Annotated in this window: 19 protein-coding genes; 4 read left to right on the plus strand and 15 right to left on the minus strand. The window is 55.0% G+C overall.

From position 1 onward, the window contains the following. Positions 1-6 precede the first annotated feature (6 nt). Both BSK21_RS00780 and BSK21_RS00785 read right to left on the minus strand, forming a co-directional pair. On the minus strand, positions 7-687 hold the full coding sequence (locus BSK21_RS00780) for a phosphatidylserine decarboxylase (RefSeq protein WP_074038931.1): 681 nt from the start codon (positions 685-687) through the stop codon (positions 7-9). A 112-nt stretch (positions 688-799) separates the two neighbouring features. After that, positions 800-2,917 carry a DEAD/DEAH box helicase gene (locus BSK21_RS00785; RefSeq protein WP_074038932.1) on the minus strand — a complete coding sequence of 706 codons (2,118 nt, stop codon included), beginning with the start codon at positions 2,915-2,917 and terminating at the stop codon, positions 800-802. 107 nt (positions 2,918-3,024) lie between these two features. On the opposite strand from BSK21_RS00785, the gene pth reads away from it, so the two are divergent. Genes pth through BSK21_RS00800 form a run of 3 tightly spaced genes read left to right on the plus strand, consistent with a single transcriptional unit; the run spans position 3,025 to position 5,136 of the window. Next, positions 3,025-3,723 carry an aminoacyl-tRNA hydrolase gene (pth, locus tag BSK21_RS00790; RefSeq protein ID WP_067547997.1) on the plus strand — a complete coding sequence of 233 codons (699 nt, stop codon included), beginning with the start codon at positions 3,025-3,027 and terminating at the stop codon, positions 3,721-3,723. After that, a complete protein-coding gene (locus BSK21_RS00795) occupies positions 3,720-4,751 on the plus strand; it encodes a DUF2332 domain-containing protein (RefSeq protein ID WP_067548000.1) in 1,032 nt (343 codons plus the stop codon). Before pth ends, BSK21_RS00795 begins: the two co-directional genes overlap by 4 nt. 10 nt (positions 4,752-4,761) lie before the next feature. Next, complete coding sequence (locus tag BSK21_RS00800; protein ID WP_067548003.1) at positions 4,762-5,136, plus strand: DUF2237 family protein; 375 nt, start codon at positions 4,762-4,764, stop codon at positions 5,134-5,136. Here the strand turns inward: BSK21_RS00800 and BSK21_RS00805 are convergent. From BSK21_RS00805 to BSK21_RS00845, 9 genes are all read right to left on the minus strand, one after another. Beyond that, the gene (locus tag BSK21_RS00805; RefSeq protein ID WP_067548006.1) at positions 5,121-5,624 is read right to left on the minus strand and encodes a helix-turn-helix transcriptional regulator; all 504 of its coding nucleotides are present in this window, start codon (positions 5,622-5,624) and stop codon (positions 5,121-5,123) included. The two genes, BSK21_RS00800 and BSK21_RS00805, sit on opposite strands and share 16 nt — an antisense overlap. Before the next feature lie 18 nt (positions 5,625-5,642). After that, positions 5,643-6,122 (minus strand): hypothetical protein, encoded by a 480-nt coding sequence (locus BSK21_RS15755; protein ID WP_197498123.1) that lies wholly within the window; start codon positions 6,120-6,122, stop codon positions 5,643-5,645. A gap of 60 nt (positions 6,123-6,182) precedes the next feature. Further along, positions 6,183-6,611 (minus strand): hypothetical protein, encoded by a 429-nt coding sequence (locus BSK21_RS00815; RefSeq protein WP_067548012.1) that lies wholly within the window; start codon positions 6,609-6,611, stop codon positions 6,183-6,185. A 190-nt stretch (positions 6,612-6,801) separates the two neighbouring features. After that, positions 6,802-8,058, minus strand: coding sequence for a tryptophan synthase subunit beta (trpB, locus tag BSK21_RS00820; RefSeq protein ID WP_067548015.1), 1,257 nt, complete (start codon positions 8,056-8,058; stop codon positions 6,802-6,804). A gap of 66 nt (positions 8,059-8,124) precedes the next feature. Next, the gene (locus tag BSK21_RS00825) at positions 8,125-8,766 is read right to left on the minus strand and encodes a phosphoribosylanthranilate isomerase (protein ID WP_067548018.1); all 642 of its coding nucleotides are present in this window, start codon (positions 8,764-8,766) and stop codon (positions 8,125-8,127) included. A gap of 2 nt (positions 8,767-8,768) precedes the next feature. Further along, positions 8,769-9,116 carry a LapA family protein gene (locus BSK21_RS00830; protein WP_067548021.1) on the minus strand — a complete coding sequence of 116 codons (348 nt, stop codon included), beginning with the start codon at positions 9,114-9,116 and terminating at the stop codon, positions 8,769-8,771. A 9-nt stretch (positions 9,117-9,125) separates the two neighbouring features. Further along, the gene (gene ihfB / locus BSK21_RS00835; protein WP_067548024.1) at positions 9,126-9,407 is read right to left on the minus strand and encodes an integration host factor subunit beta; all 282 of its coding nucleotides are present in this window, start codon (positions 9,405-9,407) and stop codon (positions 9,126-9,128) included. A 274-nt stretch (positions 9,408-9,681) separates the two neighbouring features. Beyond that, positions 9,682-11,361 carry a 30S ribosomal protein S1 gene (gene rpsA / locus BSK21_RS00840; RefSeq protein WP_067548027.1) on the minus strand — a complete coding sequence of 560 codons (1,680 nt, stop codon included), beginning with the start codon at positions 11,359-11,361 and terminating at the stop codon, positions 9,682-9,684. A gap of 216 nt (positions 11,362-11,577) precedes the next feature. Next, positions 11,578-12,213, minus strand: a complete 636-nt coding sequence (locus BSK21_RS00845) for an NAD(P)H-dependent oxidoreductase (protein ID WP_067548030.1) — start codon at positions 12,211-12,213, stop codon at positions 11,578-11,580. Between the two features lie 110 nt (positions 12,214-12,323). Here BSK21_RS00845 and BSK21_RS00850 point away from each other — a divergent pair, with 110 nt between their 5' ends. After that, positions 12,324-12,692 carry a helix-turn-helix domain-containing protein gene (locus BSK21_RS00850; protein WP_067548032.1) on the plus strand — a complete coding sequence of 123 codons (369 nt, stop codon included), beginning with the start codon at positions 12,324-12,326 and terminating at the stop codon, positions 12,690-12,692. Here BSK21_RS00850 and BSK21_RS00855 read toward each other — a convergent pair. The 4 genes from BSK21_RS00855 to BSK21_RS00870 form a co-directional block, all read right to left on the minus strand. After that, complete coding sequence (locus BSK21_RS00855; protein WP_067548035.1) at positions 12,689-13,279, minus strand: d(CMP) kinase; 591 nt, start codon at positions 13,277-13,279, stop codon at positions 12,689-12,691. The genes BSK21_RS00850 and BSK21_RS00855 overlap by 4 nt on opposite strands. Before the next feature lie 129 nt (positions 13,280-13,408). Beyond that, complete coding sequence (gene aroA / locus BSK21_RS00860; RefSeq protein ID WP_067548038.1) at positions 13,409-14,761, minus strand: 3-phosphoshikimate 1-carboxyvinyltransferase; 1,353 nt, start codon at positions 14,759-14,761, stop codon at positions 13,409-13,411. Positions 14,762-14,843: 82 nt separating this feature from the next. Beyond that, positions 14,844-15,551, minus strand: a complete 708-nt coding sequence (gene deoD, locus BSK21_RS00865; RefSeq protein WP_067548041.1) for a purine-nucleoside phosphorylase — start codon at positions 15,549-15,551, stop codon at positions 14,844-14,846. A gap of 54 nt (positions 15,552-15,605) precedes the next feature. Beyond that, positions 15,606-15,917 carry an H-NS family nucleoid-associated regulatory protein gene (locus tag BSK21_RS00870; RefSeq protein WP_067548044.1) on the minus strand — a complete coding sequence of 104 codons (312 nt, stop codon included), beginning with the start codon at positions 15,915-15,917 and terminating at the stop codon, positions 15,606-15,608. Between the last annotated feature and the right edge of the window lie 12 nt (positions 15,918-15,929).

The following is a 15,929-nucleotide window of genomic DNA, read 5'->3' on the forward strand; positions in this document are numbered from 1 at the left end:
GATGCCTCAGGCTTGGGGCGCTTCGCCCAAATCTGCAATAACAGTTTCGCCAGCGATCATCGTCTGGCCTATCGATACCATCGGCTTTGCGCCCTCAGGAAGATAGATATCCAGACGAGAGCCGAAACGGATCAGACCAAAACGTTCACCAATGCCAATCTCTTGGCCTTCTTTGGACCAGCAAAGAATACGACGCGCGACGAGACCTGCGATCTGAACGGTGCCGAATTTGCGACCATCTGGAAGTTCGATGGTGATGCCATTGCGCTCGTTGTCCTCAGACGCTTTGTCGAGCGACGCGTTTAGGAATTTGCCTGGGCGATAGGCGACCGCGGTGATTGTTCCTGCCGCAGGTGCGCGGTTCACGTGACAGTTAAACACTGACATGAACACGGAAATGCGGGTCATCGCTGCGTCGCCGAGTCCTAGCTCTGCGGGCGGGACAGCAGGTTCCAGCAGCGACACGACGCCGTCTGCTGGAGATACCATGATGCCCTTACGATCAGGCGTGACGCGCAGGGGATCGCGGAAGAAGTAATAGACCCAAACCGTCAGGCCGACGCCGACCCAGCCAAGCGGTTCCCAGAGTAGGAACAACAAAACCGTGATCGCTGCAGCGATTGCAACAAACTTGCGCCCTTCGGGGTGCATGGGTTTCACAAAGGTCGACAGCATCGAGACAGACATCAGAGCACCATTTTTCGAATGAGTTGGGTCTCTTTAGCCGTGTGGTCGCGCCAAGAAAACCTCTCCTGAGGTGATCGTAGACATATGATCACGAAAAGAGAGGCCTATTTTCTTAGTTCTTTGGGTTTTTCTTAAAACCGCCTTTGGGGTTGCCGCCCTTGAAGGTCGACTTGCGGTCGCCAGAAGGCTTGCCGCCAAATTTCTTACCAGCTGGTTTGTCACCAAATGTGCGTTTTCCTGCGGGCTTCTTTGCTGTGTCGTCGCCAGCACGCGCACGCGGCTTAGCAAAAGACGGACGATCAACGCGGCCATCGTCGCGACGCTTCATGTCGTCTTTCTTCCAGCGCGTTTTAATGCGAGGCTCGGACCCAGTTTCGCCTCCGGCGGCAGCTTCGGCCCTGCGAGGCTTGGATTCTGGTTTGTCGAATTTGGCGGGACGATCAAACTTTGCTGGTTTGTCTTTACGGTCTGGACGTTCGAAACGTTCTGGACGAGGCGAACGCTCACCACGCTCACCACGCTCACCACGCTCACCACGCTCACCACGCTCACCACGCTCACCACGCTCGTCGCGACGAGGACGGTCTGATGGGCCGCCACGATGGGAAGGACGCTCAGGACGGTCTGGACGCGGGCCGCGCGGGCTACGTGCGTCCATTTCTGGTGCTTGGTCCATTACGACCAGCGAAATGCCCTGTTCGAGGTCAAGGCTTGCGCCTTCGCGCGCAACCATCGCCTTACCAGCTTCTTCCTGAACTTCGACGTAGGTGTCTTTATCGTTGATGCGGATACGGCCAATAGCATTCTTGTTCAGACCAGACTGTTTGCACAGCATCGGCAACAGCCAACGCGGTTCAGCGCGTTCGTTGCGACCGATAGACAGCTTGAACCAAACCGAAGGTCCGAATTCTTGCTTCTTTTTCTCGCGATCTACCGACACGCCGCCGAGCTCTTCAGGCGGGCAGCGGCGTTCTTGATAGAGGCGCAGATAGGCAGCAGCGACTTGTTCAGGGCTGTATTTCTCTAGCAGTTTGCCGGCGAACGCAGCTTGATCGTCGTTGATGGCTTCGGACCATGCAGGGTGATTGATCAGACGCTCTTCTTCACGGGCTTGTACAGCCTCGGCGCTTGGCGGTTCTGTCCATTCTGCTTCCAGCTTTGCCCATTTGAGCAAACGGGTGATTTTCATGCGATCACGCGGTGTGGCGATCAGCGCGGAAATACCCTTGCGGCCAGCACGACCGGTACGACCGGAGCGGTGCAATAGGGTTTCCGTGTTTGTCGGCGTTTCAGCGTGGATCACCAGCTCAAGTCCCGGAAGGTCGATACCACGTGCAGCAACGTCCGTCGCAACGCAGACCTTTGCGCGACCGTCGCGCATCGCTTGCAGTGCGTGTGTCCGTTCGGTTTGGGTGAGTTCGCCCGAGAGCGACACAACTTGGAAACCTCGGTTTGACAAGCGGGCCGTCAGGCGGGCCACCGCTGCGCGAGTGTTCGCAAAGATGATGGTGTTGTCGGGGTCATGGAACAAAAGAGCGTTGATGATTGCATGTTCTGCATCATGCGGTGCACAGTTGAGAACCTGATACGAAATGTCAGAGTGCTGTTGTTCTTTTGAAGAAACTTCGACGCGCAGGGCGTCCTTTTGGAAGTCTTTGGCAAGTTTCGCGATCAGTGGCGGAACGGTTGCGGAGAACATTAGCGTGCGGCGGTCTTCGGGCGCTTCAGCCAGAATGAATTCGAGGTCCTCGCGGAAGCCGAGATCGAGCATTTCGTCCGCTTCGTCCAAGACAACAGCGCGAGCCATTGTAAGGTCAAGCGCGTTGCGTTGGATGTGGTCGCGAATACGACCAGGGGTGCCGACGACGATGTGCGCTCCCCGTTCGAGAGCACGACGTTCGTTACGTGGGTCCATGCCACCAACAGCGGACGCAATCACGGCACCCGTTTTCGCGTAGAGCCATTCAAGCTCGCGGCTGACTTGGAATGCAAGTTCACGGGTTGGCGCAACAATCAGCGCAACAGGAAGGCCAGCGCGACCCGCGGAGCCGTCGTCGTCCAAAAAGTCGGATGCGATGGCGAGGCCAAAGCCAACTGTTTTGCCAGAACCAGTACGAGCGGAAACCAGAAGGTCTTTCCCCTCGTATTCGGGATTTAGCACAGCCTCCTGAACATCGGTCAGCGTTGTATACCCACGCTCGGATAGCGCGGCGGAAATAGTCGGGATCATCAGGGAGGCTTTCAAAAAAGGTCGAAGGTGGCCGTCTACACGGGCAGACACGCTAAGTATATAGCAAATATGTTGGCTCTGCTATGACCTGTCGGTATGGATAACACATGAAACTATTTGTCGGCCTCGGAAATCCGGGTGTGAAATACGCCCAAAATCGTCACAACATCGGCTTTATGGCCGTGGACCGTATCGCAAGCGATCACGGGTTTTCGCCGTGGCGCGCCAAATTTCAAGGTCAAACGAGCGAAGGGCGGTTGGGCTCCGAAAAGGTTATCCTGTTGAAACCGGACACGTTTATGAACCTGTCGGGCCAGTCTGTTGGCGAGGCGATGCGGTTTCACAAGCTCACCCCCCAAGATGTAGTTGTGTTTCACGATGAACTCGATCTTGCGCCGAGCAAGTGTCGTTTGAAGACGGGGGGCGGTCATGCGGGCCACAACGGACTTCGTTCGATCCACCAACATATTGGCGAAGCCTATGATCGGGTTCGGCTTGGTATCGGGCACCCTGGGCACAAAGATCGTGTAGCTGGCTATGTCCTGTCGGATTTTGCGAAAGCAGAACAGGATTGGCTTGATGATATGATGCGTGGAATCAGTGACGGGGCGGGCGCTCTGGCGGAGGGTGATGGCCCTAAATTTCTAAATGCCGTTGCATTACGTGTTGCCCCGCCTCGCTCTGGTACTGGGACGGCTCAAGCTCCGAAAGCGAAAAATAAGCCCGAAAAGCTCGTCAAAAATGAGCCGACTGTTGAAGAAGATACCCGTAGCCCGATGGAAAAGTTGGTGGATAGGTTCAGATGACAGGTCGCTTGCACGAGGCACTCTTGGCGCAGGCGCAGGCCTGCGAGGCTCTTGGGTCATCGTTGACCGCGAATCTACTGAACTTGTTGGCCGAAAGGCTAACACCGAATTCCCCGCTCACCGCGCGTTTGTTTAATTGGCCGGGTGATATGGGACCATCTGCAGATTCCGTCCCTTTGCGGTTCGCGGGCGCGTTGAACGCGCTTCGCATGCTGGGGCGCTGTGGGTTGGAAGACGCCTACGAAAACTACGCGGCCGATCCGGATGCGCTTTGGCTAGCTGTTGAGCGTGCTTTGACCGAAGAAGCCCCTTTTATATCGACCTTTATCGATAGTCCTCCGCAAACAAATGAAGTGCGCCGCTCTGCTGTTCTCATTGCGGTGTCACATTGGCTGACAAAGCGGTTCAAACTCCCGATGAACGTTTTCGAAATCGGTGCGAGCGCTGGGTTGAACCTTATGTGGGATAAGTTCGCTTTGTATTTGGGAGAAACCGTCTACGGCGACGACGATAGTCCCGTTCGGTTGGCTCCTGAATGGACAGGCCCCTTTCCGCCGAGGTCAGACCTGCGGATATTAGATCGTCGTGGCGTGGACCTTAGCCCAATTGATGTCCAGAATCCGCTAGATCGGTTGCGGCTCAAGTCTTACATCTGGCCTGATCAATTCGAGCGCGTGGCACTCACAGAGGCAGCAATCAGGCTGTGTGATGTCAGCGTCGAACAGGGCGATGCAGTTGAGTGGTTGAACGCTTCTCTCCAAACGACATGCGGCACACTGACGATGGTATACTCAACCGTGGCTTGGCAGTATTTGCCTGCCGATGCCCAAGAGCGTGGACGGTCGATTATCGAAACTGTTGGTCGTGCGGCGACTGCAGAAAGTCCGCTTGCATGGTTCCAGATGGAAGCGGACGGTCAAAGCGGAAGCGCAGGCCTGACGTTGCGCATTTGGCCGGGAGAACTGCGGTTCAAAATGGGGCGAGTTGATTTTCACGGTCGCTGGGTTAAATGGACGCCACCTGTGTGATGAGGCGTAAATGACCCAAATGGACCAATCTATTAATGTATACGGTGCGCCGCTTATTCCGTGCTCTACCGATCCGCTGACTGGATTTTTCCGCGACGGATTCTGCAATACGTGTGATCAGGACCAAGGGAGTCACACCGTTTGCGCTGTTATGACGGATGAATTTCTCGCGTTTTCGAAATACGTTGGGAATGACCTGTCGACACCAAGGCCTGAGTTCAATTTCGCAGGACTGAAAGCTGGCGATCAATGGTGCCTTTGCGCTGGACGCTTCTTGCAAGCTGCAGACGAGGGATGCGCTCCGTTGGTCAATCTCAATGCCACGCACATGCGGGCGCTTGAGATTGTGCCTTTAGCTGTCCTAGAGGCTCACTCCGCTGCTTGAGCAGGAACAGCAAAAGCTGTCTCGTCCAACAGATCATCAATAAAAAGACTGAGAAGCTGAGGCCGCCCGGTAACGCCGGCCTTCCTGTAGATTGCATTTGTCTGCGCCTTAACGGTGCCCTCTGAGGTATTGCGTAGCGCAGCGATTTCAGCGGTATTCAGTCCTTTGATCGCAAACAGAGCAACGTCTTGTTCTGCCGCCGTGAGGCCCCATGACTCGAACCGTTCGTGCATGAGTTCCATAAAAGCACCCGATGCCGCGCGTAGACGTGTTTCCGCCAACCGAGCGCGCGCCGAAGATCGTCGCAAGATGACCGCACCAAAACCGACACCGATCAAAAGGCCGAATGCAGCGCCAAGCTCAATATATTCCGAGACTTGCCATGAAAATGCAGCAACGCCAAAGACCGACGACAGGATGTTCCATAGGAAGAAGGTGGCGCAAATAATTTGCACCACAAGGACAGCTGTGACTGCCCGCTTGTCCATTAATTGGCACCTATCCCGTTAATCATCGTCGTCCTTATCGTCTCCACTATCTTCGTTGTCTTTGCTGTCGTTATCGTCGCCACCTCGATTACGGCCACGATCACGATCATCGTCAGAGCTATCTTCGTCCTCGTCATCTTCTCGATCATCGTCATTTCCGTGTCTGTCGTGATCGTCCTCGGATTCGACTTCTTCGAGGTCAGCAATGCGGGGGATGATGGTCATATTGGATCGTTTGCTTTCGCCGATCGCACGCCAATAGTCCCTCAGCAGTTCGCCCGTGGTGGGGTTAAACACCAGTTCTCTTTCGTGGGTTTGATTGCGTGCGACGACTCTTACGCGGCCTAAAAGGGTGCGATTTACCACGATGTCGGTATAGCCCTGCTCTTGCAGCTGCGTCACGATGCTGTCTTGGATCGACTGCGCATGCACAGGCGCACCAAACGCCAAAAGGGCGCTTGTGATCATAATCGAAAGAGATTTGGTCCCGAATTTCATTTTTTCACCAGAAGGGGGTTCTGACAAAATGCCAGAACCCAATCATGTTAGCATGAAGCGTTACGAGTCGTCATTGCTGTCGTCGTCACTATCGTCACGGCTTTCGTCGTAGTCATCATTGTGATCATCGTCGTCATGACCGCGGCCGTGGTGACCACCATTCCGACCGTGATCGTCGTTTAGATCATGCGAAGGGCCGTCATCGCTTCCACGAACCCTACCCGAGGCGCCACCTTCACCATCGCGTTCAGTTCGAGTTCTGACTTCGCTCGATATCTCTGCGCCTGTCGCTCGGTCATATACAACTTCGTACTTCATGCCATCACGATAGGCTTCGACTTTGACCGTGCTTGTGGAGTCATAGATTTCAATGCCTGTGAAGCCACCATCTTGGTAAGCAGCGATGATGTTGTCGATCAGTGGATCGGCTTTGACGGTTAGTGTGGATGCGGCAATCAAAATCGCAGCGGCAAAGGTTATCTTTTTCATAATACTCTCCCTAATTAACGGTAATCCGTGGAGGCAGCGTCGCCTGAAAAATGACCGTCGATCTATCCGCGCAGAGTTTATTACAGGCTAATGATCCATAGGTTGTATGGCTATAAACCAGAGTTTATGTGCCGAAAAACAAAACCCCGCACAATGGCGGGGCTTTGATTCATCACGATGTTGCAGACACTTAGTCGCTGTTTCGACCTTCGTTGCCACTGGTCATATCGACCCCTAGGTGGCGCGCAACGGTAAAGATGTCTTTGTCGCCACGACCACACATGTTCATCACGATGATATGGTCCTTGGGCAGAGTCGGTGCGATTTTCATCACGTGAGCCAAAGCATGGGAAGGTTCCAGGGCAGGAATGATGCCTTCGGTGCGGCACGAGAACTGGAATGCTTCGAGCGCTTCTTTGTCGGTAATCGAAACATATTTTGCACGACCGATGTCATGCAGCCAAGCATGCTCTGGCCCGATGCCCGGATAGTCCAAGCCAGCGGAAATCGAGAAACCTTCGAGGATCTGACCATCCTCATCTTGGAGAAGATAGGTGCGGTTGCCATGCAGGACGCCCGGACGACCGCCTGTCAGAGACGCGCAATGCTCCATTTTTTCGTTCACGCCTTTGCCACCAGCTTCGACGCCGATGATGTTGACCGATGGATCATCGAGGAACGGATAGAACAGACCCATAGCGTTCGAGCCGCCCCCGATCGCGGCAATCACGGTGTCGGGCAGTCGGCCTTCACCTTCTTGCTCTGGCAGCTGCCAGCGAACTTCTTTGCCTATGATCGATTGGAAATCGCGGACCATCGCAGGATAAGGGTGAGGACCAGCAACGGTACCGATGCAGTAGAATGTATCTTCGACGTTGGTGACCCAATCCCGAAGCGCATCGTTCATTGCGTCTTTCAGTGTGCCACGGCCGGACGTCACTGGAATAACCTCGGCGCCAAGCAGCTTCATGCGGAACACGTTCGGCTGCTGACGTTCAACGTCATGCGCTCCCATGTAAACCACGCATTTCAGGCCAAATTTTGCGCACACGGTTGCCGTCGCGACACCGTGCTGACCTGCGCCAGTTTCAGCGATGATCCGCGATTTACCCATGCGGCGGGCAAGGATGATCTGACCCAGCACGTTGTTGATTTTGTGCGCGCCAGTGTGGTTCAGCTCGTCACGCTTGAGGTAGATTTTCGCGCCACCCAGCTCTTCTGTCATGCGGCTAGCAAAATAGAGCGGGGAGGGGCGGCCGACGTAGTGTTTCCACAGATCGTCCATCTCGGCCCAGAAGGTCGCATCGGTTTTTGCTTTTTCGTACTCAGCCTGCAGATCAAGGATCAGTGGCATAAGCGTTTCAGCAACGAACCGACCGCCGAAATTGCCAAAGCGGCCTTGTTCGTCCGGACCGTTCATAAAGCTGTTGAATAGATCGTCTGCCATCGTGGCCTCCCCGAAGTTCAGCAGAACAGTTAGCGCCAATGCGCTAAGGGGTAAAGGGAGGAACCGTTACGCTTGTGCTGCCGCGATAAATGCGCGGATTTTTTCGGCATCTTTCACGCCAGGTGCGGATTCGACACCGGACGATACATCCACCTGACGGGCGCCTGTCATATCGATGGCCTGCGCGACGTTGTCAGCATTCAAGCCGCCCGCCAGCATCCATGGACGGGTCCAATATTTGCGCCGCACTATTTTCCAGTCCCATGCTGCACCATTGCCGCCTGGACGATCGGAGTCTTTCGGCTGTTTCGGCTCAACGAGAATCTGGTCGGCGACTTGGGCATAGAGGTCGATCTGAACCAGATCATCTGGCGACGAAATGCCGATAGCCTTCATAACAGGCAGACCATAGCGCTCTCGAACTTCGGTCACGCGCTCTGGGCTTTCTTTGCCGTGAAGCTGCAACATATCGAGCGGCACTTTGGCTGTCAGTTCATCCAAAAATGCATCGCTCGCATCAACAACGAGCGCCACTTTTGCAACGCCAAGCGGGACCTCTAGTGCCAAGGCTGCAGCTTCGGCGATGGTGACATTTCGCGGGCTCTTCGGAAAGAATACAAATCCGAGGTATGCCGCGCCAGCATCGCAGGCGACCTGAATGCTAGCCGCATCGCGCAGCCCGCAAATTTTTACTCTGACATCAGGCATAATTAAGAACGTTCGAGCAGTTGAAGAACGTCGTCCTTCCCGTCGCCATCCGCATCGCGGAGGCGATCCAATTCACGGCGAAGCTGTTTTGCTTCTTTGCCGCGTGCACGGGCTTCGGAACGGGTTTTGTGTTCACGCAACCATTCCCAGAGGAAGCCGATGAGTAAGCCGACACCGACGCCTAGGAAAATCGCGATAAACAGAGGGACCTGAACGGTCGGCGCTACGCCGATGAAGTCAGCGAGCAAGTTCGGCATAGCGTGGATCGTCACGATGTCACGATTTGCCAAACCAACAAGCACAAGACAAAGGGCAACAATGCCCCAAAAGGCGTAGCGAAGCGTTTTCATTCGGTTCTCTTATTCGTCGTTCAGTCGATCGCGCAGCAGCTTGCCGGTCTTAAAGAACGGTACGTGCTTTTCTTCGACGTCGACAGATTCGCCGGTGCGCGGGTTACGGCCCGTTCTCGCATCGCGCTTCTTAACAGAGAATGCGCCGAAACCGCGCAGCTCTACCCGATGGCCATCGGCCATCGCTTCGGTGATGGTGTCAAAGACCGTGTTCACGATCTTCTCTACGTCACGCTGGTAGAGGTGAGGATTTTCGTCGGCGATCTTTTGGATCAGTTCTGACCTGATCATAGGCGTGGACCCCCCGGGTATGAAACAGACGGCAGGTTCACCCTGCTCACAGGACGACTATAGGAAAACAGAACCCATCGGGGAATAGCCGTCATAGGGTGTAAATCGCGAAAATTGCATCAATTTCGGGCCTTTGGCAGGTGATTGACGGAATTCGATGATGAGTTGCAGTCTTTGATCAGACGCTGCAATGCAGCACTGATGCAGCGATTCGCCAAAGAAAAACCCCGCTGCCTTTCGACAGCGGGGTTCATTCGTTCACTCAAAAGGGGACTTATTCGTCCGAACCTTTCAGAGCTGCACCGAGGATATCGCCGAGCGAAGCGCCAGAAGCGGACGAACCGTACTGTTCTACTGCTTCTTTCTCTTCTGCGATTTCACGTGCTTTGATCGACAGACCCAGTTTGCGGGTCTTGCTGTCTACGTTGGTCACGCGAACGTCGACTTTATCGCCTACGCCGAAACGCTCAGGTCGCTGTTCAGCACGGTCACGCGACAGGTCCGAACGACGGATGAACGATTTCATGCCTTCGTACTCAACCTCGATGCCGCCATCTTCGATTGCGGTTACGTTAACGGTGATCACAGAACCACGCTTTACGCCGCCAATGGCTTCAGCGAACGGGTCGCCTTCCATTGCTTTGATCGAGAGCGAGATGCGCTCTTTCTCAACGTCGACTTCGGTAACGACAGCTTTGACAACGTCATTCTTGTGGTAGTTCTGGATCGCGTCTTCGCCACGATCGTCCCACGACAGGTCGGAGAGGTGAACCATGCCGTCGATGTCGCCAGGCAGGCCGATGAACAGACCGAATTCGGTGATGTTCTTAACTTCACCTTCAACCTGTGTGCCTTCTGGGTGGGTCTCAGCAAAGACTTCCCATGGGTTGCGCTGGGTCTGCTTGAGGCCGAGCGAAACACGACGCTTGGACGAGTCGATTTCGAGAACCATGACTTCGACTTCTTGCGAGGTCGAAACGATTTTGCCCGGGTGGACGTTTTTCTTGGTCCAGGACATTTCGGAAACGTGAACCAGACCTTCAACGCCAGCTTCGAGCTCAACAAATGCACCGTAGTCGGTGATGTTGGTTACGCGGCCAGTGTGTACCGATTCCAGCGGGTAGCGAGTTTCAACTGCATCCCACGGATCGTCCTGAAGCTGTTTCATGCCCAGAGAGATACGGTGGGTGTCTTTGTTGATCTTGATGACCTGAACGTTGATGGTCTCGCCGATCGACAGGATTTCCGACGGGTGGTTAACACGGCGCCATGCCATGTCGGTGACGTGCAGCAGGCCGTCAACGCCGCCCAGATCAACGAACGCACCGTATTCAGTGATGTTCTTGACCACGCCTTCAACAGCCTGACCTTCGGTGAGGTTGCCGATAACTTCAGCACGCTGTTCAGCACGCGACTCTTCGAGGATCGCGCGACGCGATACAACGATGTTGCCACGACGGCGGTCCATTTTCAGGATTTGGAACGGCTGCTTCAGGCCCATCAGCGGGCCAGCATCGCGTACGGGACGTACGTCAACCTGCGAACCCGGAAGGAACGCAACAGCGCCGCCCAGATCAACAGTGAAGCCACCTTTGACGCGGCCAAAGATTGCGCCTTCGACGCGCTCTTCTGCAGCGTATGCTTTTTCCAGACGATCCCATGCTTCTTCGCGGCGCGCCATTTCGCGGGAAATGACAGCTTCGCCACGGGCGTTTTCCGCCGCGCGCAGGAACACTTCCACTTCGTCGCCAACAGCGATCGAGGGAGCTTCACCCGGGTTTGCGAATTCTTTGAGGTCTACGCGGCCTTCCATTTTGTAGCCGACGTCGATGATAGCCTGACCGGCTTCAATCGCGATAACCTTACCTTTGACAACCGAACCTTCAGCCGGGGTGTCAATTTCGAAGCTTTCTTGTAGGAGGGCTTCGAATTCCTCCATCGATACGTTAGCCATCTGGCGTTAATCCTTTTCACGGTTTTTCTGGCCTAGCGGTTGGATCCGCCGGTCTTTTGATTGGCGTCGGTAAACGCAAAACAAAGAGGGCCGGAATGTCCGACCCTGCCTGATCCTGCGTCCACAGGTGTAACCCCTGCTTTAGACAGGGGGCGTTTACCGCAGAAACCCCAACAGGGCAAGGATGGAATCCAACCTTGCTCTGTTGGGCGCAACTTACTTCACATCGGTCACGATGCTGTCGCGCGAACGGCGCACTTTTTTCTGCGGCGCGAGCCAATCGCTCGGCTCATCGCGATAACCGATTGCAAGTGTAACGACGGACTTCAGGCCCTTTTCTTTGAGGCCCAGAATTTCGTCGAATTGCGCGGGGTCAAAGCCTTCCATTGGTGTCGTATCGACGCCTTCTTCGGCAGCTGCCATCAACGCAAAGCCGAGTGCGATGTAGGCCTGACGTGCCGCATGCTCAAAGTTGGTCTGCGCGTCGCGAGCCAGATACATTGCTTTTAGGTTATCATAGTAGCCATTCAGCGCCTCACGGACTTCTTCGCCACGAATTTCTGCGTGAAGGTCAACAACACTGCTGATATTCTCGTCGGTGTAGTTTTCCCACGCAGCAAACACGAGAACTGCAGTTCCATCAGTGATCTGCTTTTGGCCGAATGCCGCCGCAGAGAGCTTTGCGCGGATGTCATTGTTGGTCACGAGGATCAGTTGGAACGGCTGTAGGCCAGACGAGGTCGGCGCACGGCGGGCTGCATCAACAATGCGTTCGATTTTTTCAGGGGAAACAACCTTGGACGCATCCATAGCTTTGGTTGCGTAGCGCCAGTCGAGTTTTTCGTAGAACATCTGATTACCTTTCGAGGAGGGTGGTATAAATTCGATACTGGGTATATATTTGTGACCAATAGTGCCTTCAAGAAGGCACATTTCGGATACTCAGTATCAAAGAGGGAACCATGAAGGACGTCGGCCACTGCCCGCTTCAATGCGAAAAAATCAACAGTGTTTTGTCCCGGATCGGTGACAGGTGGAGCATCCTTGTGATGATCGCCCTCAAGGGTCGTCAGGTCATGCGTTTCAATGAGTTAAAGCGGCATCTGGGCATCACGCAGCGTATGCTGTCCCTCACTTTGCGAGAGCTTGAGCGGGACGGGCTCGTTAATCGAACGGCTTATGCAACGGTGCCGCCGACAGTCGAATACGAATTGACCGATTTGGGTCAATCCTTTGCGGAAACGATCGGCGTGATGGGCGAATGGGCTGTTGAGCACTTGGCAGAGATTGACCGTGCACGCGCAGAGTACGATCGCAAAAACGCAGCTTAAAGCGCAGCGTTGATCGCGTTTACGGCGGCGGCAATCGCATCGTCAATCGATAGATCGCTTGTGTCGATCAGAAGAGCATCATCGGCAGGTTTCAGCGGTGCGTCGGCACGATTCATATCTCGGTCATCGCGTTCCCGCACTTCGGCTAAAACCTGAGCTTCGTCACCGCCGACTTCCAGCCACCGACGGTGGGCGCGAACTTCAGCACTTGCGGTGACAAACAGTTTTACATTGGCGTCAGGGCAAATGACTGTTCCTATATCGCGGCCATCGAGGACCGCACCGCCGCTTTGTGTGGCAAAGCGACGTTGAAATTCGACCAAAGCAGCGCGGACTTCTGGGATAACGGCGACCTTGGATGCCGCTTGCCCTGCCGCTAACGACCGCAGATCATCTCGGTTCAGGTCGTCGTTATTCAGGGTTTGGGCCGCAGTAATCGGATCGATGCCATCCGCAGCCTTCGCGCCCACGGCTCTGTAGAGCAATCCAGTATCGAGATGTGCAAAGCCGAATTGCGCCGCGACGGCTTTGGAAATTGTCCCTTTGCCTGCAGCTGCGGGGCCATCAATGGCTACTGTGAAAGTCATGTTCGCCTCTTGCTTAAGGGAGTCGCGCGCCGCCTTGCACCCACATCTCGAACAAGCGGACAGCACCAAATGCGAGCAGAATCCCTGTCACAATGATGGTCCGCCAGTTCCGCTGTGGCTTTTCACTCATTAGGAATTGGACCGTTCGATCGCTGCGCCTAAGTCCGCCATGAGGGGCTCAAAAATCGGGAAGGAGGTCGCAATCGGCGATCCATCATCCACTGACATCGGCTTGTTCGTCGCCATGCCCATCACCATGAACGACATCGCGATGCGGTGATCAAGGCGAGACTCCACGGTTACGCCGCCCTCAACGTTGCCAAAGCCGCGACCTTTGACGATCCACCAATCGTCACCTTCGTCAACCTCAACGCCAGCAGCGCGCAGACCTTTTGCCATAGCATCGATGCGGTCGGATTCTTTGACGCGCAGTTCCTTGACGCCCTTCATTACGGTGTCGCCTTCAGCGAACGACGCAACAACGGACAGGATAGGGTATTCGTCGATCATCGACGCGGCACGCGCTGGCGGAACCTCAATCCCTTTAAGGCTCGGCGAGTATTTTGCACGCAGGTCTGCAACGGGTTCGCCGCCTTCTTCGCGCAGGTTTTCGTATTCCAGATCAGCGCCCATTTCGCGGAGCGTGGTGAATAAACCAGCACGGGTGTCGTTTAGGCCAATGTTCGGGACGAGGACGTCAGATCCTTCGGTGATGATTGCAGCACAAACAGGGAAAGCAGCCGAAGACGGATCGCGAGGGACCACGATCTTTTGGGCCTTCAGTTCAGGCTGCCCAGTGAGCGTGATAACGCGCCCTTCTTTGGTCGTTTCGACCGTGAGTTCCGCGCCGAAACCAACCAGCATCCGTTCGGTGTGGTCGCGGGTGGCTTCTTTCTCGATAACGACAGTCTTGCCCGGAGCATTCAGGCCAGCCAGCAAAACTGCCGATTTCACTTGTGCGGATGGGACAGGCGTCGCGTAGGTCACGGGCACTGGGTTTTCTGCGCCAACGATGGTGAGCGGAAGGCGGCCACCCTTGCGTCCGTAAGATTTCGCACCAAATAGCGCCAGCGGATCTGTGACGCGGCCCATAGGGCGAGAGTTCAAAGATGCATCACCGGTAAATGTGGCCGTGATCGGAGAGGTCGCCATGCAGCCCATGATCAGGCGCACGCCAGTGCCAGAGTTGCCGCAGTCGATCACATTTTCAGGCTCTTTGAACCCACCTACGCCAACGCCTTCGACGCTCCAGTTGCCTTCGCCGTGATCAATGACAGTCGCGCCAAAGGCACGCATTGCTTGAGCGGTGTCCAACACGTCTTCGCCAAGCAGCAGGCCCGTGATTTCGGTTTTACCAACCGACAATGCGCCAAGAATGAGTGACCGATGCGAGATCGATTTATCGCCAGGCACATTCGCCACGCCCGTGAGCGGTCCGCATTTTCGGGAAATCATTGGAATAGGATTGCCGTGGCCTGACATGTAACACCTCTTTCAGCTTCGACAGCGTCTTAGCGCAGGTGCGTGTTAGCGTCCATCATGAACAGGGCATCTATCGCGCCGATCAGGATGCGAAAGCGGCGCGAAGTGCAATCTCGACCATATCACCAAAGCTACGTTCACGTTGGTCGCTGGGGAGGGCCTCATGAGTAATCAAATGGTCCGAGACCGTGAGAACAGCCAGCGCACGACGTTTGTAACGCGCAGCCAGAATATAAAGCTCGGCCGCTTCCATTTCGACAGCGAGCGTTCCGTGACGCATTAATTCTTCGGTCAGATCAGAGCGTTCGTCATAAAACGTATCAGATGAAAAAATGCCACCAACGTGATGGGTAATCTTTAATTCGGCCGCGGCCTTTTCAGCTGCAGCTAGTAAAGAGAAATCAGCGCAGGGCGCATAATTCAATTCACGAAAAATCGAAGACGATGGCGTGCCAATGGTGCTCGCGGTCATTGCTAATACAACGTCGCGCACTTTGACGTGGTCTTGCATTCCACCTGCCGATCCGATGCGAATGAGCGTCTGTGCGTCATAATCGCGAATTAATTCATTCGCGTAAATCGACAGCGACGGCATCCCCATGCCCGAACCGTGGATGGTCACTGGGTTTCCGTTCCACGTCCCAGTGAAGCCGAGCATACCGCGCACTTCGTTGATGCAACGAGGGTTCTCAAGGAAGGTTTCGGCTGCCCATTTTGCCCGATAGGGATCGCCGGGCATTAAAACTGTGGGGGCAATATCGCCCTTCCTAGCGCCGATATGAACAGTCATTCTGGGAATCCCAAGTGCAAAACGGCGCGGGATTTCCGCGCCGCTGTTTTCAATTTAGATCGCGAAAGTTGCGATATCTTTGCCTGCATCTTCGGCGTCTTTGATCCACTGGGGTTTGCGACCACGGCCAGACCAAGTTTGGGAGTCATCCGCTGGGTTACGATATTTCGCAGCGGCTTTCACCTTTGGTGCTTTCGTGCCTCCGGTCAGTTCATCCAGCGAAAAGCCAAATTCTGCAGCAGCCTTTGCAGCGGCTTCACGTGCAGCTTTCAATTCGCGCGCACTAACGCGGCTCAATGCCTTGTCGACATCAGCGCGAAGTGTTTCGAGTTCTTTACGGGACAGAGTATCAAGATTGAGGGTCATTCCGTGAGCCTT

The organism is Marivivens sp. JLT3646 (genome assembly GCF_001908835.1).
Taxonomy (GTDB): Bacteria; Pseudomonadota; Alphaproteobacteria; order Rhodobacterales; family Rhodobacteraceae; genus Marivivens; species Marivivens geojensis.